This window comes from Ruegeria sp. AM7, assembly GCF_056535965.1.
The window spans coordinates 568617-588380 of the sequence record NZ_JBQFJE010000003.1 but is presented as its reverse complement, the minus strand read 5'-3'; the positions used below and the strand labels follow the sequence as shown (position 1 = coordinate 588380).

Annotated in this window: 19 protein-coding genes; 14 read left to right on the top strand and 5 right to left on the bottom strand. The window is 56.4% G+C overall.

The annotated features are described in order from the left end of the window. Window positions 1–3 precede the first annotated feature (3 nt). The 4 genes from ACR3EG_RS06605 to coxB form a co-directional block, all read right to left on the bottom strand. Complete coding sequence (locus tag ACR3EG_RS06605) at window positions 4–579, bottom strand: cytochrome c oxidase assembly protein (protein ID WP_170753776.1); 576 nt, start codon at window positions 577–579, stop codon at window positions 4–6. Beyond that, on the bottom strand, window positions 579–740 hold the full coding sequence (locus ACR3EG_RS06600; RefSeq protein ID WP_209194069.1) for a hypothetical protein: 162 nt from the start codon (window positions 738–740) through the stop codon (window positions 579–581). Before ACR3EG_RS06600 ends, ACR3EG_RS06605 begins: the two co-directional genes overlap by 1 nt. Continuing rightward, window positions 737–1693, bottom strand: coding sequence for a heme o synthase (gene cyoE / locus ACR3EG_RS06595; RefSeq protein WP_480494337.1), 957 nt, complete (start codon window positions 1691–1693; stop codon window positions 737–739). Before cyoE ends, ACR3EG_RS06600 begins: the two co-directional genes overlap by 4 nt. 73 nt (window positions 1694–1766) lie before the next feature. Then, complete coding sequence (gene coxB / locus ACR3EG_RS06590) at window positions 1767–2678, bottom strand: cytochrome c oxidase subunit II (RefSeq protein WP_170354946.1); 912 nt, start codon at window positions 2676–2678, stop codon at window positions 1767–1769. Between the two features lie 176 nt (window positions 2679–2854). On the opposite strand from coxB, the gene tldD reads away from it, so the two are divergent. The 5 genes from tldD to ACR3EG_RS06565 all read left to right on the top strand — a co-directional run bounded on the left by tldD (window position 2855) and on the right by ACR3EG_RS06565 (window position 9860). Further along, the gene (gene tldD, locus ACR3EG_RS06585; RefSeq protein ID WP_480494335.1) at window positions 2855–4276 is read left to right on the top strand and encodes a metalloprotease TldD; all 1422 of its coding nucleotides are present in this window, start codon (window positions 2855–2857) and stop codon (window positions 4274–4276) included. Window positions 4277–4515: 239 nt separating this feature from the next. Continuing rightward, the gene (gene dprA / locus ACR3EG_RS06580) at window positions 4516–5646 is read left to right on the top strand and encodes a DNA-processing protein DprA (RefSeq protein ID WP_480494333.1); all 1131 of its coding nucleotides are present in this window, start codon (window positions 4516–4518) and stop codon (window positions 5644–5646) included. 152 nt (window positions 5647–5798) lie between these two features. Beyond that, complete coding sequence (topA, locus tag ACR3EG_RS06575) at window positions 5799–8438, top strand: type I DNA topoisomerase (RefSeq protein ID WP_480494331.1); 2640 nt, start codon at window positions 5799–5801, stop codon at window positions 8436–8438. Window positions 8439–8529: 91 nt separating this feature from the next. Then, window positions 8530–9234, top strand: a complete 705-nt coding sequence (locus ACR3EG_RS06570) for a CoA transferase subunit A (protein ID WP_170354942.1) — start codon at window positions 8530–8532, stop codon at window positions 9232–9234. Continuing rightward, entirely contained in the window at window positions 9234–9860 is a 627-nt protein-coding gene (locus ACR3EG_RS06565; RefSeq protein WP_480494329.1) for a 3-oxoacid CoA-transferase subunit B, read from the top strand. Before ACR3EG_RS06570 ends, ACR3EG_RS06565 begins: the two co-directional genes overlap by 1 nt. A gap of 35 nt (window positions 9861–9895) precedes the next feature. Here the strand turns inward: ACR3EG_RS06565 and ACR3EG_RS06560 are convergent, their stop codons facing one another. Further along, entirely contained in the window at window positions 9896–10756 is an 861-nt protein-coding gene (locus tag ACR3EG_RS06560) for a lytic transglycosylase domain-containing protein (protein WP_480494327.1), read from the bottom strand. 356 nt (window positions 10757–11112) lie between these two features. Here ACR3EG_RS06560 and ACR3EG_RS06555 point away from each other — a divergent pair, with 356 nt between their 5' ends. The 9 genes from ACR3EG_RS06555 (at window position 11113) to ACR3EG_RS06515 (ending at window position 19762) form a co-directional block, all read left to right on the top strand. Beyond that, window positions 11113–11322, top strand: coding sequence for a Flp family type IVb pilin (locus ACR3EG_RS06555; protein ID WP_480494325.1), 210 nt, complete (start codon window positions 11113–11115; stop codon window positions 11320–11322). 89 nt (window positions 11323–11411) lie between these two features. Beyond that, the gene (locus ACR3EG_RS06550; protein WP_480494323.1) at window positions 11412–11612 is read left to right on the top strand and encodes a hypothetical protein; all 201 of its coding nucleotides are present in this window, start codon (window positions 11412–11414) and stop codon (window positions 11610–11612) included. A 154-nt stretch (window positions 11613–11766) separates the two neighbouring features. Then, complete coding sequence (gene cpaB, locus ACR3EG_RS06545; RefSeq protein WP_170354937.1) at window positions 11767–12642, top strand: Flp pilus assembly protein CpaB; 876 nt, start codon at window positions 11767–11769, stop codon at window positions 12640–12642. Between the two features lie 191 nt (window positions 12643–12833). After that, window positions 12834–14240 (top strand): type II and III secretion system protein family protein, encoded by a 1407-nt coding sequence (locus tag ACR3EG_RS06540; protein ID WP_480494321.1) that lies wholly within the window; start codon window positions 12834–12836, stop codon window positions 14238–14240. A gap of 17 nt (window positions 14241–14257) precedes the next feature. Continuing rightward, window positions 14258–14884 carry an OmpA family protein gene (locus tag ACR3EG_RS06535; protein ID WP_480494319.1) on the top strand — a complete coding sequence of 209 codons (627 nt, stop codon included), beginning with the start codon at window positions 14258–14260 and terminating at the stop codon, window positions 14882–14884. Between the two features lie 197 nt (window positions 14885–15081). Then, on the top strand, window positions 15082–16317 hold the full coding sequence (locus ACR3EG_RS06530; protein WP_480494317.1) for a CpaE/TadZ family protein: 1236 nt from the start codon (window positions 15082–15084) through the stop codon (window positions 16315–16317). Between the two features lie 24 nt (window positions 16318–16341). Further along, the gene (locus ACR3EG_RS06525; RefSeq protein ID WP_480494315.1) at window positions 16342–17781 is read left to right on the top strand and encodes a TadA family conjugal transfer-associated ATPase; all 1440 of its coding nucleotides are present in this window, start codon (window positions 16342–16344) and stop codon (window positions 17779–17781) included. A gap of 12 nt (window positions 17782–17793) precedes the next feature. After that, window positions 17794–18762 (top strand): type II secretion system F family protein, encoded by a 969-nt coding sequence (locus ACR3EG_RS06520; protein ID WP_480494313.1) that lies wholly within the window; start codon window positions 17794–17796, stop codon window positions 18760–18762. A 10-nt stretch (window positions 18763–18772) separates the two neighbouring features. After that, window positions 18773–19762 carry a type II secretion system F family protein gene (locus ACR3EG_RS06515; protein ID WP_480494311.1) on the top strand — a complete coding sequence of 330 codons (990 nt, stop codon included), beginning with the start codon at window positions 18773–18775 and terminating at the stop codon, window positions 19760–19762. Window positions 19763–19764 lie beyond the last annotated feature (2 nt).

The following is a 19764-nucleotide window of genomic DNA, read 5'->3' as shown; positions in this document are numbered from 1 at the left end:
GCGTTAGTTCGTGTTTGTATCAGCCTGCGCATCAAGGGCGGCATAGCCCTCGGGCAGGTCAATTTCGTAGAATGTATACGACAGAGTGATCGTATGCACATATTTCGCTTCCAGATCCTCGACCATTTCAGGGTCGACAAAAAAGCTTACCGGCATCTGAACCCGTTCGCCGGGTTGCAGCACCTGTTCTTCAAAGCAGAAACAGGCGATTTTCTGGAAATACCCACCCGCCGAATAAGGCGCGACATTGTACGACGCCTGCCCCGCAATCGGGCGGTCGGTCGGGTTGTACGCCTCGTAGAAAGCCAAGCCAGTTTCGCCGATGCGCACTTCCATTTCGCGCTCGACCGGTTTGAACTCCCACGCCATATCCTTGGCTTTTGACGCGTCAAAGCGGACTGTGACAGTGCGGTCCAGAATATCCTCGGGCGCAGTTTCGGCCACGCCAGTCGTGCCGCCGAATCCGGTGACGCGGCAGAACCAATCGTAAAACGGCACAGCCGCCCAGGCGAGGCTGCCCATCAGCACCACGACGCCCACGGTCTGCGCAACCGTCTTTTGAGGACCGGACAGAGCCATCAGTTCTGCACCTCCTGCGGCGCCATGTTGAAATCCGTGCCCGAGACTTTCACGATCGTCAGGCCGAAAATGATCACAATGAACGCAGCCAGCGTCAGGCCTACGCCCAGATTGCGACTAAAACGACGTTCGTGCAGTTCATGGCTTTTGCGCAAGCTCATGACCAACCTCCCAGCCCGTAGGGTTTCAGCAAAGCCTCGGCCAGAATCGCACCGAAATGCAGGAACAGATACAGCAGCGACAGCTTGAAGAACGACCGCTCGACCTTGAAGTTGTCCGCCTCGGAGTCTTCCTCGGTCCGGCGCGAGATCTGCCACGCGCCGCGCAGGAACAGCGCGTTCATCACCACGGCGACGGTCAGATAGATCGGACCGCCAATGCCCGAGAACGCGGTGCCCACGGCCAATGTGGCAAGCAGAGCCGTGTAGACCAGAATGTGCCAGCGCGTCGCGCGGCGGCCATGGGTCACGGTCAGCATGGGCACGCCCGCATCGTCATAGTCCGAGCGCATGAACAGAGCCAGCGCCCAGAAATGCGGCGGGGTCCACATGAAGGTCAGGGCGAACATCAGCCAGGGCTCGATCGACATCGTCCCAGTGGCCGCGACCCAACCGATCACCGGAGGGAAAGCCCCTGCCGCACCGCCGATTACGATGTTCTGCGGCGTCGAGCGTTTCAGCCACATCGTGTAGACGACGACGTAAAAGAAGATGGTGAACGCCAGAAACGCACCGGCAAACCAGTTGGTCGCCAGCCCCAGCATGATCACCGACAGGCCCGACAGCGCCAGCCCCAAAGACAGCGCCTCGCCTTCCTGCACTTTACCCGCCGGAATCGGTCGGCCCTTGGTGCGCTTCATCACCCGATCAATGTCCGCATCCCACCACATGTTCAGCGCACCCGACGCGCCGCCGCCGATGGCGATGAACAGAATGGCACAGAACCCGACAAAAGGGTGCACCGGCACCGGCGCGGCCAGCAGACCCACCAAGGCCGTGAACACGACCAGTGACATCACGCGCGGCTTCAGCAGGGCGAAATAATCGCCAAAGCTGGCCTCATCCGCGTGCGCCTTGGCAGTCACTTGGCTGGCATTGATGCTTGCGTCGCTCATGTTCGGTCCTTTGGGGGCAGAAGCTGCGCGCTCCCCGCGCAGCCTGCGTGTTTCAACCTAGGTCGCGAAGGGCTTAGTTCGAGGCAACTTGGTACGAGACAGGCTGGCCAGCATACTCTTCCAGAGCACCTTGCAGCCATTCCTCATACGCTTCTTCGCTGACCACTTTGACGGTGATCGGCATATAGGCGTGATCCTTGCCACACAGTTCGGAACACTGACCGAAATAGATGCCTTCTTTGTCGGCCTGGAACCACAGCTCGGCCAGACGACCCGGTACACCGTCCTGCTTCACACCGAACGAGGGAATGGTCCACGAGTGAATCACATCTGAGGCCGTAACCTGCATCACGATCACCTTGCCGACCGGGACGACAACGGCCGTGTCGGTTGCCAGCAGCCACTCGTCATCGCTGTAACCCGCGTCAGCCAGTTTGGCGCGCATGGCATCATCCAGAACGAACGGCGTCACATCAGCATCAGCCGGGCGCGCACCTTCGTCCAGTGTCGCAGGATGGCCCAACAGGTAGCTGTCGAAGGCGAAGTCGTGATCGACATACTCATAGGTCCAGTACCACTGGTTACCCACGACCTTGATGACCACATCGCCTTCGGGAATTTCCTGTTGTTTGAACAGAACCGGCAATGAAAACGCACCGATGAAAACCAGAATCAGGATCGGGCCAAGCGTCCAGGCGATCTCGACCGGAGTATAATGCGAGAACCGCGCCGGAGTCGGGTTGGCACGTTGATTGTAGCGCACGATGCAGTAGACCAGCAGGCCCGCAACAAAAATACAGATTGCGGTGATGATCACCAGAATCATCCCGTCCAGCCTTTGGATTCCTGTTGCCAAATCCGTCACAGCGGGCTGGAAGCCAACACCGCCTGCGACCGGTTTGCCAATAATCTCAAGCTCCTGAGCCATGGCGGGCAGGCTGGATAGGGCTGTCATAAAGCCCGAAAGCATCAAAGCATTCTTCATATTCTGTCCTGATCGTTTGATCTTTGCGTCCCTGGCGAAAAGGTGTGAATCAGTCGCACCTCTCCCGTTGTCTTTAGCCGCGTTAAAAACCATATTCCGGTGGGTAGATAAAGCAAAATGCTTGCGTCAAACAGACGCTATTTTTGATCTGGATCAAACCCGAAAGGTCCCAACCCATGCCCAACGACCCGTTTCGACCATTTGAAAGCGCTTTACCACACGACGAAGCGCTTGCGGTTTTGCGCTCTGCCACTGCCGGCGCCGAGGACGGAGAATTGTTTGTCGAACGCAGGAAATCCGAGTCTCTGGTCTTTGACGACGGGCGTTTGAAAACGGCATCCTACGACGCCTCCGAAGGATTCGGCCTGCGCGCCGTGCAGGGCGAAGTGGCCGGTTACGCCCATTCGACTGATGTCTCGATTGGTGCGTTGAAACGGGCCGCAGAAACGGCACGCCTGGCGGTTGGCGATGGCGGCGGCACCCTGGCAGATGCGCCTCGGGCCACCAACACGCGGCTTTATACGGACGAAGACCCGATCGAATCCGCCAGCTTTCCGGTCAAGATCGAAACGCTGCGCGAGATTGATGCTTTTTCCCGTGATTTGGACACGCGGGTCGTACAGGTCAGCGCCACTATCGCCGCTTCAGTACAGGAAGTCGAGATTCTACGCCCCGACGGCGTGATCGTTCGGGACGTGCGCCCTATGACCCGTCTGAATGTCTCGGTCATCGTGGAACAGAACGGACGGCGCGAAAGCGGCTCGTCGGGCGGAGGAGGTCGCGTGGGCCTGGACGGTCTGATAGACCCCGCCGACTGGCAGGACAAAGCACGCGAAGCGCTGCGGATCGCATTGGTCAATCTGGACGCCGTCCCTGCCCCGGCAGGTGTAATGGAAGTCGCGCTCGGCCCTGGCTGGCCAGGCATCCTGTTGCACGAGGCGATCGGCCATGGACTAGAGGGCGATTTCAACCGCAAGGGCAGCTCGGCTTTTGCCGGGCTGATGGGGCAGCAAATCGCCTCAAAAGGGGTCACGGTTGTGGATGACGGCACGATTGTGGATCGGCGCGGCTCGATCTCGGTTGATGATGAGGGCACGCCCAGTTCGCGCACCGTCCTCATCGAGGACGGCGTCCTGACCGGCTACATGCAAGACCGCCAGAACGCGCGCCTGATGGGGGTTTCGCCAACCGGCAATGGCCGCCGCCAAAGCTATGCACATAAACCCATGCCACGTATGACCAATACTGTGATGCTGGGCGGAAATGCCGACCCTGCATCACTGGTGGCCGAAATAAAAGACGGCATCTGGGCCGTCGGTTTTGGTGGTGGTCAGGTCGACATCACCAATGGTAAATTCGTGTTTTCCTGCACCGAGGCGTATCGGGTGGAAAACGGCAAAATCGGAGCGCCGGTAAAGGGCGCAACCCTGATCGGGGATGGACCATCCGCGCTGAACCGCATTCGAGGGTTGGGCAATGATATGGAATTGGACCCCGGCATGGGTACGTGCGGCAAAGACGGTCAGTGGGTGCCTGTAGGCGTTGGACAGCCGACTGTCTTGATGGATGGGCTAACCGTCGGCGGATCGGCGGCATAGGTCAGAATCAAAACGGTTTTGTCGGGATGCAGGGTTAACACTGCGCCCCGAAAACCGCTTATTGGCTCCAGAAAAACTTCGGTTCATCGCGCAGGGACACGAAATTTTTCCCCTTATTTTCATAGTACTATATCATATTCACGACTCAATTCGAAAAAATATTGGGAAAATTTGAAGCGATTCAGAAGCTGTTAACTCCTGCAGTCGTAAACCAGTTCTGCAATCAGGCGGAGCAACGGATGACCGAAGAGCAGCTTTCTTCCTATCACCCCACACTCCCACCCACCACGGAAGAGGATCGGTTTTCCTGGCTTCGTCTGTTGCGCTCTCGCAAGGTTGGTCCGGCGACGTTTCGTCGGCTGCTGCGGGAACATGGCTCAGCGCAGAATGCGCTGGCCGCGCTGCCCGAAATGGCACGCGCTGCCGGTATTGAAGGGTATGAAACGTGCCCGCCCGGCGTGATTGAGGCGGAACTCAAGGCCGCAAAAGCTGCCAAAGCGCAGCTTTTGTGCTTTGGGTCCGCTGATTTTCCTGACGCTTTGAACGATCTCAATGACGCCCCGCCGATGCTGTGGGCAATTGGCGACGTGTCGATCTTGCACCGGCCCTCGATAGCCATGGTAGGGGCGCGCAACTGTTCATCACTGGGCGCGCGGATGGCGCGCGGGTTGGCGACGGATCTGGGCAAAAAAGGACATGTCATCGTTTCTGGCCTGGCACGCGGGATCGACACTGCGGCGCATAAGGCCGCTTTGGATACAGGTACTGTTGCTGTTATGGCCGGTGGCGTCGATGTGATCTATCCCGCCGAGAATACTGATCTTGCCCATAAAATCGCCGAATCCGGGTTGCGTGTATCGGAGCAGCCCATGGGCGTGACACCGCAAGCCCGGCATTTTCCGCGCCGCAACCGGATCATCTCGGGTCTGGCGCAAGCGGTTGTGGTGGTCGAAGCCGCCGCAAAATCCGGCAGCCTGATCACCGCGCGCGACGCGCTGGATCAGGGGCGCGAGGTTCTGGCCGTCCCCGGCCACCCTTTTGATGCCCGCGCGGGTGGTTGCAACCTGTTGATACGCGATGGCGCAACTTTGGTGCGATCGGCTGAGGATGTGATAGAAGCTCTGCCAAAACGCGATCTTCTTTCCGACCACCAACCCAAAGAACCGCCTGTTCAATCGACAACCCCCACGACGGTTGCAGCGTTGCACGAGGCGATTCTAACATGCCTTGGCCCCTCGCCCATGGCCGAAGATCAACTTATCCGCGATATCGCCGCGACGGCGGGAGAGATCGGCCCCGCGCTTGTCGATCTGGAGTTGGATGGACGCATACAAAGACAACCCGGCGGGTTGTTGTCCCTCTCGGCCTGACCTGCCGGACGTACCGTTATTCTGTGCGTATCAATTTGAAATTCCCGCTAAATTCCTATGCCTCAAGGAACGCATTGACAATTCGCTCTTGCCCTCCACATTTTGCACCATCATAGAAGGCGCATAATCCGTCGAGCGAGGTTTCACCTTAAATGCCTGTAGTTGTTGTAGAATCCCCTGCCAAGGCCAAAACGATCAATAAATATCTTGGCCCCGACTACACGGTTCTGGCGTCTTATGGCCATGTGCGCGACCTTCCACCCAAGGATGGATCCGTCGATCCCGAACATGAATTCGAGATGAAATGGGAGGTCGGCAACGACAGCCGCAAGCATGTCAAAGCCATCGCCGACGCGCTGAAAGAAGACAACGCCCTGATCCTCGCCACTGACCCCGATCGCGAGGGCGAGGCGATCAGCTGGCACCTGCAAGAGGCGCTGACCAAGCGCCGCTCGATCAAGAAGGACACGCCGGTCAGTCGCGTGACCTTCAACGCCATCACCAAGGACGCCGTGACCGAAGCGATGCAGAACCCGCGTCAGGTCGACATGCCGCTGGTCGAGGCTTATCTCGCCCGCCGCGCGCTGGACTATCTGGTGGGCTTCAACCTGTCCCCCGTCCTGTGGCGCAAGCTGCCCGGCGCGAAATCGGCAGGCCGCGTGCAATCTGTCTGCCTGCGCCTGATCGTCGAGCGCGAGATGGAGATTGAGGCGTTCAAACCGGTTGAATACTGGTCGGTCAAAGCGCTGTTTGAAACCCCGCGCGGCCAGACTTACGAGGCGCGTCTGGTCACTCTGGCCGGAAACAAGCTGGACAAGCATGATCTGAAGAACGCCACTCAGGCCGAACTGGCCGTTCAGGCGATCACCAGCCGCGCGCTCAGCGTGACCTCGGTTGAGGCGAAACCGGCCGCGCGGAACCCCTCGGCCCCATTCATGACGTCGACCCTGCAACAGGAAGCCAGCCGTAAATTCGGCATGGGTGCCCGTCACGCGATGCAGGTGGCGCAGCGGCTGTATGAGGCTGGTTACATTACTTATATGCGGACCGATGGCATCGACATGGCTCCCGAGGCGGTGGCCGCCACCCGCGATACCATCACCGACCGGTACGGCACGGAATACGTACCAGACAGCCCGCGCATCTATAAAAACAAGGCCAAGAACGCGCAGGAAGCGCACGAATGTATCCGCCCTACGGATATGACCCGCGATGCCAGCGACTTGAAGGTCACGGATGAGGATCAGCGCAAGCTCTATGACCTGATCTGGAAACGCACCATTGCCTGTCAGATGGCCGCCGCACGGCTGGAACGCACCACGGTCGAGATCGGCAGCGATGACGGTCAGGTCGGCCTGCGTGCCACTGGCCAAGTGGTCATGTTCGACGGCTTCATGCGCGTCTATGAAGAAGGCCGCGACGACGTGGCCGATGACGACGACAAGCGCCTGCCGCAGATCACGCAAGGCGATCCGGCACGGTTCGCCAAGACCTTGCTGAAGGATCAATTCGTCAAGGCCACCAGCGACGACAAACAGGCCGTGCTGGCCGAAAACGAGGCCGTTCTGGCCCTGCAACACCACACACAGCCACCCCCGCGCTATACCGAGGCCACTTTGGTCAAACGGATGGAGGAGCTGGGGATCGGGCGCCCGTCCACCTATGCCAGCATCGTGACCACGATTCAGGACCGTGAATATGTACGCAAGGACAAGAACCGGCTGATCCCCGAAGAAAAGGGCCGGATTGTCACGATCTTTTTGCTGAATTTCTTCCGGCAGTATGTGGGCTATGAGTTCACCGCCAATCTGGAAGGTGAGCTGGACGATGTCAGCGCAGGCGACCGCGACTACAAAGACCTCTTGGGCAAATTCTGGCGCGACTTCTCTGCAGCGATCGGCGAGACTTCCGAACTGCGGATTTCCGAAGTGCTGGACAAGCTGGATGAGGCGCTGGCCCCTCAGCTGTATCCACCACGCGAGGATGGGTCAGACCCGCGCGTCTGCCCGAAATGCGGTGTGGGGCAGTTGCACCTGAAAACCTCGCGCACCGGCGGGTTTGTCGGCTGCGGCAACTACCCCGAATGCACCTATACCCGCCCCATCGCGGGCGAAGGGGCCGAAGGTGACGAGCGCCTGCTGGGCGAGGATGCGGGCGATGAAATCTGGCTGAAATCCGGCCGGTTCGGGCCTTACGTCCAACGCGGCGAGCCCACGCCCGAGAACAAGAAACCGCCCCGCGCCTCTCTGCCCCGTGGTTGGAGCAAGGATGACATGGATCTGGACAAGGCGCTGACCCTGCTCAGCCTGCCGCGCCAGATCGGTGATCACCCCGAAGGCGGCATGATCAGTACGAATTTCGGACGGTTCGGACCGTATATCATGCACCAGATGCCGGAAGAGGCGAAGCCGGTCTACGCGAACCTCAAAGACCCCAATGACGTGTTTGAAATCGGCATGAACCGCGCGGTTGAGATGCTGGCCGAAAAACGCGCCAATCCGGGGCGTGGGCGGCGGGCGGCGGCCAAACCGCTGAAAGAGCTGGGTGATCACCCCGATGGCGGCGTGATGCAGGTGCTGGACGGGCGCTATGGGCCTTATGTGAAATGGGAAAAGGTCAACGCGACCATTCCCAAGGACATCAAGCCCGAAGACGTGACGCAGGAAATGGCCATCGAACTGGTCAACGAACGCGCGGCCAAGAAGGGCACCAAAAAGAAGGCTGCCCCCAAGAAGAAAGCCGCGCCAAAGAAAACCGCAGCCGCTAAAAAGACGACCAAAAAGGCGGAATAGGTAGAAATACCACCACCCCCTTGGTTTCATTGACTTCCCCGTGACGTGGCGGCACAACTCGCCCAACACCATGTCATTGGGGGAGTTTTCCATGAAGAAAATCTATGCCAATGCCTCTGAGGCGCTCGACGGAGTGATCTCGGATGGCATGTTGATCGCGGCGGGCGGGTTTGGCCTGTGCGGTATTCCCGAACTGCTGCTTGAGGCGATCAAAGCCTCGGGCGCGAAGGATCTGACCTTTGCCTCGAACAATGCGGGCGTCGACGATTTCGGTATCGGCATTCTGCTGCAGACACGTCAGGTCAAGAAGATGATCAGCTCGTATGTCGGCGAAAATGCCGAGTTCATGCGTCAGTACCTGAGTGGCGAGTTGGAGCTGGAGTTCAACCCGCAGGGCACACTGGCCGAGCGGATGCGCGCAGGTGGCGCGGGCATTCCCGGCTTCTACACCAAGACAGGCGTAGGCACCGTGATCGCCGAGGGCAAAGAGCATAAAGACTTCAACGGCGAGACATATATCATGGAGGAAGGCATTTTCGCCGATCTCGCCATCGTCAAGGCATGGAAAGCCGACGAAACCGGCAATCTGGTGTTCCGCAAGACAGCGCGTAATTTCAACGTGCCAGCGGCCACCTGCGGCAAAGTCTGTGTGGTCGAAGTCGAAGAGATCGTGCCCACCGGGTCGTTGGACCCCGACAGCATCCACCTGCCCGGCATCTATGTGCACCGCATCATTCAGGGCAGCCACGAAAAGCGCATCGAACAGCGCACCACCCGCAAGAAGGAGGACGCATAATGCCTTGGGATCGTAATCAGATGGCCGCCCGCGCGGCGGACGAGCTGGAAGACGGCATGTATGTGAACCTCGGCATCGGTATCCCGACGCTGGTGGCAAACTATGTGGGTGACAAGGACATTACCCTGCAATCCGAGAACGGGATGCTGGGCATGGGCCCCTTCCCTTTTGAGGGCGAGGAAGACTCCGACCTTATCAATGCAGGTAAGCAGACGATCACCGAACTGTCTCGCACCGCTTATTTCGACAGTGCGACCTCATTCGCCATGATCCGCGGCGGCAAGATCGCAGCGGCCATTCTGGGCGCGATGGAGGTGGACGAGAAAGGCGATCTGGCCAACTGGATGATCCCCGGTAAGCTGGTCAAAGGAATGGGCGGCGCGATGGATCTGGTGGCTGGCGTAGGCCGCGTGATCGTCGTTATGGATCACACCAACAAACACGGCGACTCGAAAGTGCTGAAAGAATGCACCCTGCCCTTGACCGGTCAGGGTGTGGTCGATCGCATCATCACCAATCTGGGCGTGTTGGACGTGGTTGAAGGCGGCCTGCGGATCGTCGAACTGGCCGATGGCGTCAGCGAAGACGAGATGCGCGCTGCGACTGAGGCGACAATCGTCGCCTGAACCAAAGAAGGCCCACCAACCTGCGTGGGCCTTTTTTAGTTTGCCGTCTGGAAAACGCACCCATCCGAGATGAGCTGCGGAGGGGTCAGACACAAAGCCCGCGCGACCTGAAACGCAGCAAGTACTTTGGGCACGTAGTTGCGCGTCTCTTTATAGGGCGGTACGCCGCCATGTTTGCGGACGGCCCCTTCACCTGCATTGTAACCAGCCAACACAAGGATCGGGTCGTTTCCGAACTCTTCCATCAACCAGTTTAAATACTTCACCCCGCCCGAGATGTTCTGACCGGGCTGGAAGCTGTCCTCAACGCCAAACCGCCTTGCCGTTGCTGGCATCAATTGCATCAACCCCTGAGCGCCCGCGTGGCTGACCGCGTCAGCCCGGCCAGCAGACTCAACCGATATCACGGCCAACACCAGCGCGGGCGAAACATTCGTACCAACTGTCGAACGCAGGATATCGACCCCCTGCTGCTGAGCGATGTTCTGCAAAGTCTGCAATCGCGGAGAGGACACGTTGACGGCCGCCAATGCCTGTATCGCTTGATCAAGACGTCCTGCGCCGGCTTGCTCTAGCGCGGGCGACACTTCTTCCCAAAAAGCCGTATAGGATCCAGCGGGTTTGTCGGCCCCGCCCGGCAAACTCGGCGGCGCGACTCGTGTACGTGTAATAATCTCAGATTCCTGCAGGTCCGCACCAGTGCTGGGCGCCGAAGGTCGGGCTGCGTGTTCCTCTGGCGATATCTGCACGGTGATCTTGGGCCGCGACCCAGATTTCGGCGGCTTCACCCTTTTATAGACGCCGCGTGGTTCAATTGTCTGAGCAACAACAGAGCCCGGCCCTGTTAACAGCATTGCCACCGCACCGGCGCAGAGTATTGCGTCCCGCAGATTCATTTTGCCCGCCTCATGAATTTTATCTTTTGACTGATTTGAACCAAGAATCTGCGTTCAAAGCCATAAAAACAACGTGAATTGGGGCATTTTCGCCTCATTTGCCGTAAAATTACATCGGGACAGTGAGGTCGACCTACGTTTTTCTATTTTTTATTTGTTTATTTTCAATGTGTTACTAAAACTCCTGCGAAAAAGTTAAACTTCCGCGAAAAAAAATGTGATTTGGCCCAATTCCTGCCACGCCTGACCGTCAAACATAATGCCATACCGAGACGGTCGAGAGCGGACTGAGAGAGAAAGCTCTGAAAGACGCCAAGGTTTAATTGACTTTTTTGATCCTTTAGGAGGGACGTAACATGATCAAGTTCATCAAGAACTTCCGCAAAGACGAAGACGGCGCAGTAACAGTTGACTGGGTTGTTCTGACCGCAGCCATCGTTGGCCTGGCAGCAGTTGCTTACACCCAGGTTGGCGAAGGCACCAACCAGCTGGCAGACACCGTCGAAGGCGCGCTGTCGGGCACCGCAGTTTCGACTCCGGTAACGACAATCACGCCGGCAAGCTAAGTTTAGTACTTAACGTACTTGAAGGGGGCCACGGTTTAAGAGCGTGGCCCTTTTTTTTTAGACTTTCTTTATATGTTGGGTCTCTCATGATGCACAGAATTGCAAACTTTGCTGCAGACGAAGATGGGGCCGTTACCGTTGATTGGGTGGTTCTAACGGCCGGCTTGGTTGGTTTTGGATCAATCATTTTCCTGAACCTTTCAGATCCGATTCAACACGTTGATTCGGAAACAGGAACTGCGCTTTCTTCGATGGAAGTTCATCAACCTGAATTCAATATCAGCTACTGACTCATCAGTCGGTGACCAAATCCGTGATTTGGCATGGACGAAAAAAAAATCAAAGATTGTCCCCCTTTTCGACACAATTCGTCGATAGCTGTGATTGAGATTAGCTGCGCATGACGGCAGCAAAACCAAAACAGAAAAATACGAGGGTACGCAAATGCGCGCAGTATTTGGACTTGTCCTGATTGTCGGGGTCGCTTTGGCCGGTGGCGCTGTTTATCTGGCGCAAGACTACATCGCACAAACTCAAGCCCAGCTTGAACGAGAGAAAAAAGCCGCGCAAGACGCGATGGCAAATGCCACCAACATCGCCACCGTGGACGTTTTTGTATCGAACCGCCCGTTGAAATACGGAGAGCGCTTGGTTCAAGAGGATGTCCGACTTGTCAAATGGCCTGAAGACGCACTTCCAGAAGGTACCTTCCAGGAACTGGCCACATTGTTTCCCGAAGACGCAAAAGGCGACAGGTATATTCTGAGAGCCATGGAGAAAAATGAGGCTCTGCTGGAAGTCAAGGTCACCAAACCCGGAGAATCTGCTGGACTGACCTCGCGCCTTCAAAAGGGAATGCGGGCCTTTGCTATCAGAGTCGATGTTGCATCAGGAGTATCCGGCTTTTTGCGGCCAGGTGACAATGTCGATGTTTACTGGACAGGTTCAGTTTCAGGGGCCCTTACGGGTGAAGGTGGTGAAATTACGCGTCTGATCCAAACCAACGTCGAACTGATTGCCGTCGACCAAACGGCAGGGTCTGATCTGACGGGCGCAAGCATCGCGCGTACGGTGACCGTGGCCGCAACGCCTGAACAGATTGCGTCTCTGGCGCAGGCACAAAACACCGGGCGGATGTCTCTGGCCTTGGTGGGTGTTCAGGACGAAACGGTCGCCAGCGCGATTGAGGTTGATCAGCGGAAGCTATTGGGAATCAAGGAAGCCGCGCCTGTCGAGGCAAAGGTGGAAGAGCGCAAGTGCTACACTAATATCCGGCGTGGTGCAGAAATTGTTCAGAGTCAAATTCCCTGCACAAACTAACGTTAAATCAGGGCTTTACTGGCACAAGCCGCGCACCCAGCGCGGCTTGTTTCATTTTGGTTGTTGCGAATTGTCCACATAAGGAAAATTCCAGAAACCATTGATTATTGCAATAAATTAGCAATTGACGCAGTGTTATTGCACATAAGGCATTAGCCCTAAAACGAGGCGTGATCGGAGAGGCAGGTCACATGAAAATACATTCTTGGATTAGCGCAACCCTTCTGGGGTTGGCGCTTGTAGTGAGTTCCGTCGGCGATGCCGCCTGGGCTCAAAATCTTCGTGTGGTAAAGAAGGGCACAGCGGAAACGCTGGACGTCCCGATGAACCGCGCAATTGTTGTTGAGAGTGAGGAACCGTTTGCCGAACTCAGCATTGCCAACGCGGGAATCGCTGATATTTCGTCGCTTTCGGACCGTACCATTTATGTATTGGGCAAGGCGCCCGGTCTGACCACTCTGACATTGTTCGACGGTGCTGGCAATTTGCTGGCAAACGTGCGCGTTCGGGTTTCCCCGGATGTATCCGAATTCAAAGAGCGGCTGCGGCAGATCCTGCCGAATGAGCCGATCGAAGTGCGGACCGCAAATGATGGTATTGTACTGTCGGGCACCATCTCTAGCTCAGCTAAACTGGCGCGGGCATTGGAACTGGCCGAGCGCTACGCGCCCGAGCGTGTTTCCAACCTGATGTCAGTCGGCGGCGTCCAGCAAGTTATGCTGAAAGTGCGCTTTGCCGAAATGAGCCGATCAGTGGCAAAAAGCCTGACGGCGTCGCTTGGCTTTGCTGGAAGCGACGTAACCGGGGGCTTCAACACACTAAACTCTGCCGGTGCTTTGGCTAACGCGTTGAATAATAACATTCCTCTGCAACAAACCAACACAGGTGCGATTCTGTTCGGGTTTGGCGCAGGCTCCACACAGGTTCGCTTGTTGCTGGAGGCGCTCGAAGCTAAAGGTTTGGCGCGTAGCCTTGCGGAACCGAACCTGTCCGCGCTGTCGGGTCAGGAAGCAGAATTCCTTGCTGGTGGCGAAGTTCCGATCCCGGTTCCTGCGGATGACGGCAACATCGCGATTGAATACCGCGCATTTGGTGTTCAGATCCTGTTTGTTCCGCGCGTTGTGGACGGCGACTTGATCAACCTGGAAATGGGTACGTCAGTGTCGGCCATCGACAACAGCTCGGACTTCACGATTGCGGGGAACAACGTACCATCCTTCATCACTCGCCGAACCAGAACCACAGTTGAACTGCGGGATGGTGAAAGCTTTGCGATTGCTGGTCTTATTCAGGATGACTTTACTGACCTGAACAACCAGGTTCCGTGGCTCGGAGATGTTCCGGTGTTGGGTGCGTTGTTCCGCAGCGCCGAGTATCAGCGTCAGCAAACCGAGCTTGTTGTGATCGTGACCGCCCATCTGGTTTCGCCCACACGTGGTGAAGCGCTGGCTCTGCCGACGGACCGGGTGAAACCTCCTAGCGAGTTTGATCTGTTCATCAATGGCAAAACCGCGCGTACCGAGCGTGTTGGCTCGGGTGGTGCATCTGAAGTCGCCAAGCAGGACTTTGGTAGCTCATACGGCTACATCCTGGAATGATTAGGAGGATAGGACCAATGCAGAAGTGGATAATAGCACTGGGTCTTTCGGTCGCTGTCGCCGCCTGTACGCGAGAGGCAGGATACGAGATCGACCAAGGTGCTTTCGGAAACGCGACCCTCAATAACCAGCAGGTACTGACAGGTGAACTCACCTATGCTCAGATCCTGGGTCGGAGGTTCGCTGCCGAAGTACCAACACAGATCAACTTTGCGTTTGACAGCGCACAGCTTGACGCAAACGCACAGCGTGTACTGTTACGGCAGGCCGACTGGATCAAACAGTTCCCCGAAGCGCGCTTCCGCGTGTACGGCCACACGGACCGAGTCGGTTCTCAGTCGTATAACCAAAGCCTGGGCCAGCGTCGCGCCAATGCAGCGGTCGCGTTCCTGACACGGCAAGGTATTTCGCGGTCGCGACTAGAAGCTGTTGTTTCCTTTGGTAAAACGCAGCCTCTGATCGACACGCCGAACAGGGATCGCCGCAACCGCCGCACGATTACAGAAGTGTCTGGCTTTGTAGATCGCAAACCTCAGTTGCTTGACGGCAAGTACGCGGAAGTCATCTACCGCGAATACGTTGAGAGCGCCACAACTGAAAGCGCGATTCAAGATGCGGATGCTGCTGAGGCATCTGAACAATAATAACGCGAATTGGGCGACATCGTCGCCCAATTCCCAACAATTGGTTCTTTTGCGCCCCATTCTCGCCTAAGTTCCAAGCCAAATTCTCAACAATTGGGTGTAGTGCGGCAAAAAAAGCCGCAACCGGGCATCAGCTCGCCGAGGCAAACCTGAACGGTTCGTCGCGGTTTGCTGCCCTCTGGACGAGGATTTTGTTAATGACGAACGCCACGACAAACGAAGACAACAACGCCATTCTGGCCTGCACGATCAGTCGTGACGTCCAGAACTTTGATCTGCTGATTGAAGATATGGAAGCGGCACTGGGTGAGCGTTGGGGCGATCTGGGATTCGCAGAAGCTCTTGCGTTTTTCGGCCAACCTGAAGCCGAAAGTTTAGAATTCGTGGCCCTAGCTATTGATGGTGAGGACGAAGATGACCTGACCATGATGGGTGAAATCATCTCTCGCGCGAAGGAAAAGAGGATCAAAGTGGTCCTGATCGCCGAGGACGTGTCTCCTGCAGCGTTGCACCAACTCTTGCGGAAAGGCGCTGACGAATTCGTCCCCTACCCGCTTCCGGAAGGTGAGTTGCAGGAAGCCATTGCGCGTATGAACAAACCTGATCCCGCGGTTGTTACACAGGAAACGGCCGTGTCTCTGCCACAAGGGGCATCAAAGGAAGGTGCCTTGTTTGTGGTTCACGGATTGGCTGGTGGAGTCGGATCTACCACCATGGCCGTGAACCTGGCTTGGGAACTTGCGACCACGTCGGACAAGACTTCTCCCAAGGTATGCCTGATCGACCTGGATCTACAGTTTGGTACGGTCTCGACTTACCTGGATCTACCGCGCCGAGAAACAGTGTTCGAAATGCTGTCTGACACGGCGTCCATGGATGACGACATGTTCTCGCAGGCGCTGCAGTCCTACGAGGACAAGATGGAGGTGCTGACTGCGCCGTCTGACATGGTGCCGTTGGATCTGATCACTCCGGAAGATATCCAGCGTGTTATCGACACCGCGCGCAAGCATTTTGACTATGTGATTGTCGACATGCCGTCGACCTTGGTGCAATGGTCCGAGACCATCCTGCAAGCGGCCCATGTGTATTTTGCAGTCATCGAGCTCGACATGCGTTCGGCACAAAACGCCCTGCGTCTGAAGCGCGCTCTTCAGGCGGAAGAGCTACCGTTCAACAAACTGCGTTTCGCGTTGAACCGAGCTCCGAAGTTTACCGATTTGAACGGGAAAAGCCGCGTCAAGCGGATGGGTGAAAGCCTTGGAATATCCATCGACCTGCAATTGCCGGACGGGGGAAAACCCGTCATGCAAAGCGGTGACCATGGTTTACCGCTGGCAAGTTCAGCCGCCAAAAACCCGCTGCGCCGTGAAATCGCAAAGCTGGCAAAATCGCTCCATAGCCTTGGCAGCAGCGACGCAGAAGCTGCGTAAGACAGGTCCGAAAGGGGAACCGCCGTGTTTTCAAGATACAAAAAACAGCCCGAAGCGCAGCCTGTTCAGGCCGAGGTCAAGGCGGCAACGCCCACCTCTACAGCCCAACAGACACCCACAGCAAACGCGATGATCCGCAAGCCTGTGGCAAAAAAGGCCGCTGAGCCGACAGCATCCGATCGCGAGCGCAAGCGCAAAGAGCGGTTGAGCGAGATCAAGATCGAGTTGCACCGTGAACTACTTGAAAACCTGAACCTTGCTGCACTGGAAAACGCCAACGAATCCGACCTTCGTTCAGAAATCAGTGCCATTGCCAGTGAAGTCCTTGAGACCAAAAACATTGTTCTGAATCGGGACGATCGTTTCCAACTGAACAAAGAGCTTTATGACGAAGTTACCGGTCTTGGCCCGCTTGAGACCTTGCTGCAAGACGACACTGTCAACGATATCCTGGTGAACGGTCCGCAGCAGATTTTTGTGGAACGTGCCGGCAAGCTGGAAATCAGCGACATCACCTTCAAGGACGAAAAGCACCTGATGCGGATCATCGACAAGATCGTATCCGCTGTGGGTCGCCGTGTTGATGAATCCAACCCTTATGTTGACGCCCGCTTGGCCGATGGGTCGCGTTTCAACGCCATGGTGCCGCCGATTGCGGTTGATGGATCGTTGGTGTCCATTCGTAAGTTCAAAAAAGACAAACTGGGCATCGACGACCTGGTCAGTTTTGGTGCGTTCACCGAAGAAATGGCCGCCTATCTTCAGGCTGCCGTGTCGACCCGCCTGAACGTGATCGTCTCGGGCGGTACGGGTTCTGGTAAAACGACCACGCTGAACGCTCTGTCCAGCTTTATCGACGATGCCGAACGCATCCTGACCATCGAGGATACGGCGGAACTTCAGCTGCAGCAAACCCATGTGGGTCGGATGGAAAGCCGCCCACCAAACGTGGAAGGCAAAGGCGAAGTCAGCCCGCGCGACTGTCTGAAGAACGCCCTGCGTATGCGTCCCGACCGCATCATCGTGGGTGAGACGCGTGGCGCCGAGGTGATCGACATGTTGCAGGCCATGAACACTGGCCACGATGGTTCGATGACGACAATTCACGCCAACTCGGCCCGTGATGGCATTTCGCGATTGGAAAACATGATCGCAATGGCTGGTATCGAAATGCCGATCAAGGCGGTCCGCAGCCAGATCTCAAGCGCTGTGAACCTGATTGTACAGGCCAGCCGTCTGCAGGATGGTTCACGCCGAATGACCTCGATCACCGAGATCACAGGCATGGAAGGTGATGTTATCTCAATGCAAGAAATCTTTAGATTTCAGCGTGTTGGCCTTACACCCGACAACAAGATTATAGGCCATTTCACGGCCACCGGTGTGCGCAGCCACTATTCCGAACGCTTCCGGTTGTGGGGCTTTGACCTGCCCGCCGCCATCTATGAACCAACTACGATGTAAGGAGAACCTGAGATGCAACTGCCTATTGAGGCTCTCATATATGTCGTGATCTTCGTCGCCGTTCTGGCTCTGGTCGAAGGTATTTATCTGGTCGCATTCGGAAAATCCATTAGCCTGAACAGCCGTGTAAACCGGCGTTTGGACATGTTGGAAAAAGGCGTCGGTCGAGAACAAGTGCTTGAGCAGCTGCGCAAAGAAATGCAGCAGCATATGCAAACGCAGTCCATCCCGCTTTATTCACTGCTCGCGGATAAGGCGCAGAAGGCCGCGATTGCGTTCTCGCCGCGCCAATTGATCATGATAATGGTGCTGGTTTCTGCTTTCGCCTTTGTCGGGCTTAGTATCGGCACCGCAACTGCAACATTTCTGAGGATAGCAATCTCGATCGCTATCGGTGTTGGTGGCGTTTATGCGTGGGTCAATCACAAAGCCTCGAAGCGCATGGGTTTAATGGAAGAACAGCTGCCTGACGCTGTGGAACTGATGGTGCGTTCATTGCGGGTCGGGAACCCATTTGTCTCGACGATTCAAATCGTTGCCAATGAGGTACAAGACCCGTTGGGAACCGAGTTTGGCATCATCGCGGATGAATGCGCCTATGGTCGCGACGTGGGTGAAGCCCTGAAAGACCTAGCACAGCGGCTGGATATGCAGGACCTTCGCTTTTTGTCTGTTGCCGTCGGTATTCAACAGCAATCCGGTGGTAACCTTGCAGAAATTCTCGCCGGTCTGGCGCAGGTGATCCGCGCACGTTTCCGCCTGTTTCGCAGGGTCAAAGCCATCACTGCCGAGGCCAAATGGTCGGGCAAGTTCCTGTCCGGTTTCCCTGTCTTCTGCCTTGTCTTCATCCTTGTAAAAGACCCCGGCTATTATGACGAGGTGATTGACCATCCGTGGTTCATTCCGGCCTGCTTCTTTGTCGGCATCATGCTTACGTTGAACTTGATCGTCATGCGCATTTTGACAAACATTAAGGTCTGAGGGCAGCACCATGGAAATTTTGACCCAAATCAACACCTTACTGACTGAAAATCTTGGGCAGTTCGGTCCACTTATCGTCGTCGGTGTCCTCGGCCTGATCATGATCCTGGTCGCGGTTCCTTTGATGATGAACCAACCAGAAGATCCGCTGAAAAAGCTGCAGCGTTCGACAGCCGCTCCGAAAAAAACGAAAAAAGGCAAGCAGGATCGCCTTCGCAACGCCGGTCGTAACGAACAGCTTGAAAAGTTTTCTACGTTCCTGGAGCCGCAAAACCAGGAAGAACTGTCAGCGATGCAGCTCAAATTGAGGCAGGCTGGGTATCATTCCAAGGACGCGGTAAGGTTCTTTCATTTCGCCCAGTTTGCTTTGGGAATGATCGGCATTCTGATCGGTGTGATGTTGGTGACGGTCTTGGCCGGCGACAACGAATTTACCGGCCAACAGATGGCGATCCGCATTGGTTTCCCCGCCATCGCCTTGTATTTCCTTCCACGGTATTGGATCACGCGCCGTGTGGCAGAACGCGAAGAAGCCATCGTTGCCGGTTTTCCTGATACCCTTGACCTGATGCTGGTCTGCGTCGAAGCAGGTCAATCACTGGATCAGGCCATCGTGCGGGTGGCCACCGAGATGAAAGCGTCTTATCCAGACATTGCGCAGGAATTCGAAGTTGTCGCCCACGAAATGAAGGCTGGTAAGGACAAGGACACCGTTCTGCGAGATTTCGGAACACGGTGTGGCGTTCAGGATGTCAGTTCGTTTGTGACAGTTATGATCCAATCGGCCACGTTCGGCACATCGATTGCAGAAGCCCTACGTGTTTATGCCGGAGAAATGCGTGACAAACGCGTGATGCGTGCAGAAGAAGCTGCTAACAAGTTGCCAACGAAAATGACACTTGCCACAATGATGCTGACGGTGCCGCCGTTGCTGGTCATTCTGGTTGGACCTTCAGCAAAAGGTATCGCAGAGTTTGCAGGCGGTAATCCAGGGGGCTGATA

Coding starts and splice junctions, on each gene's coding strand:
- ACR3EG_RS06605 (WP_170753776.1), bottom strand. CDS start 579: ATGGCTCTGTCCGGTCCTCAAAAGACGGTTGCGCAGACCGTGGGCGTC.
- ACR3EG_RS06600 (WP_209194069.1), bottom strand. CDS start 740: ATGAGCTTGCGCAAAAGCCATGAACTGCACGAACGTCGTTTTAGTCGC.
- cyoE (WP_480494337.1), bottom strand. CDS start 1,693: ATGAGCGACGCAAGCATCAATGCCAGCCAAGTGACTGCCAAGGCGCAC.
- coxB (WP_170354946.1), bottom strand. CDS start 2,678: ATGAAGAATGCTTTGATGCTTTCGGGCTTTATGACAGCCCTATCCAGC.
- tldD (WP_480494335.1), top strand. CDS start 2,855: ATGCCCAACGACCCGTTTCGACCATTTGAAAGCGCTTTACCACACGAC.
- dprA (WP_480494333.1), top strand. CDS start 4,516: ATGACCGAAGAGCAGCTTTCTTCCTATCACCCCACACTCCCACCCACC.
- topA (WP_480494331.1), top strand. CDS start 5,799: ATGCCTGTAGTTGTTGTAGAATCCCCTGCCAAGGCCAAAACGATCAAT.
- ACR3EG_RS06570 (WP_170354942.1), top strand. CDS start 8,530: ATGAAGAAAATCTATGCCAATGCCTCTGAGGCGCTCGACGGAGTGATC.
- ACR3EG_RS06565 (WP_480494329.1), top strand. CDS start 9,234: ATGCCTTGGGATCGTAATCAGATGGCCGCCCGCGCGGCGGACGAGCTG.
- ACR3EG_RS06560 (WP_480494327.1), bottom strand. CDS start 10,756: ATGAATCTGCGGGACGCAATACTCTGCGCCGGTGCGGTGGCAATGCTG.
- ACR3EG_RS06555 (WP_480494325.1), top strand. CDS start 11,113: ATGATCAAGTTCATCAAGAACTTCCGCAAAGACGAAGACGGCGCAGTA.
- ACR3EG_RS06550 (WP_480494323.1), top strand. CDS start 11,412: ATGCACAGAATTGCAAACTTTGCTGCAGACGAAGATGGGGCCGTTACC.
- cpaB (WP_170354937.1), top strand. CDS start 11,767: ATGCGCGCAGTATTTGGACTTGTCCTGATTGTCGGGGTCGCTTTGGCC.
- ACR3EG_RS06540 (WP_480494321.1), top strand. CDS start 12,834: ATGAAAATACATTCTTGGATTAGCGCAACCCTTCTGGGGTTGGCGCTT.
- ACR3EG_RS06535 (WP_480494319.1), top strand. CDS start 14,258: ATGCAGAAGTGGATAATAGCACTGGGTCTTTCGGTCGCTGTCGCCGCC.
- ACR3EG_RS06530 (WP_480494317.1), top strand. CDS start 15,082: ATGACGAACGCCACGACAAACGAAGACAACAACGCCATTCTGGCCTGC.
- ACR3EG_RS06520 (WP_480494313.1), top strand. CDS start 17,794: ATGCAACTGCCTATTGAGGCTCTCATATATGTCGTGATCTTCGTCGCC.
- ACR3EG_RS06515 (WP_480494311.1), top strand. CDS start 18,773: ATGGAAATTTTGACCCAAATCAACACCTTACTGACTGAAAATCTTGGG.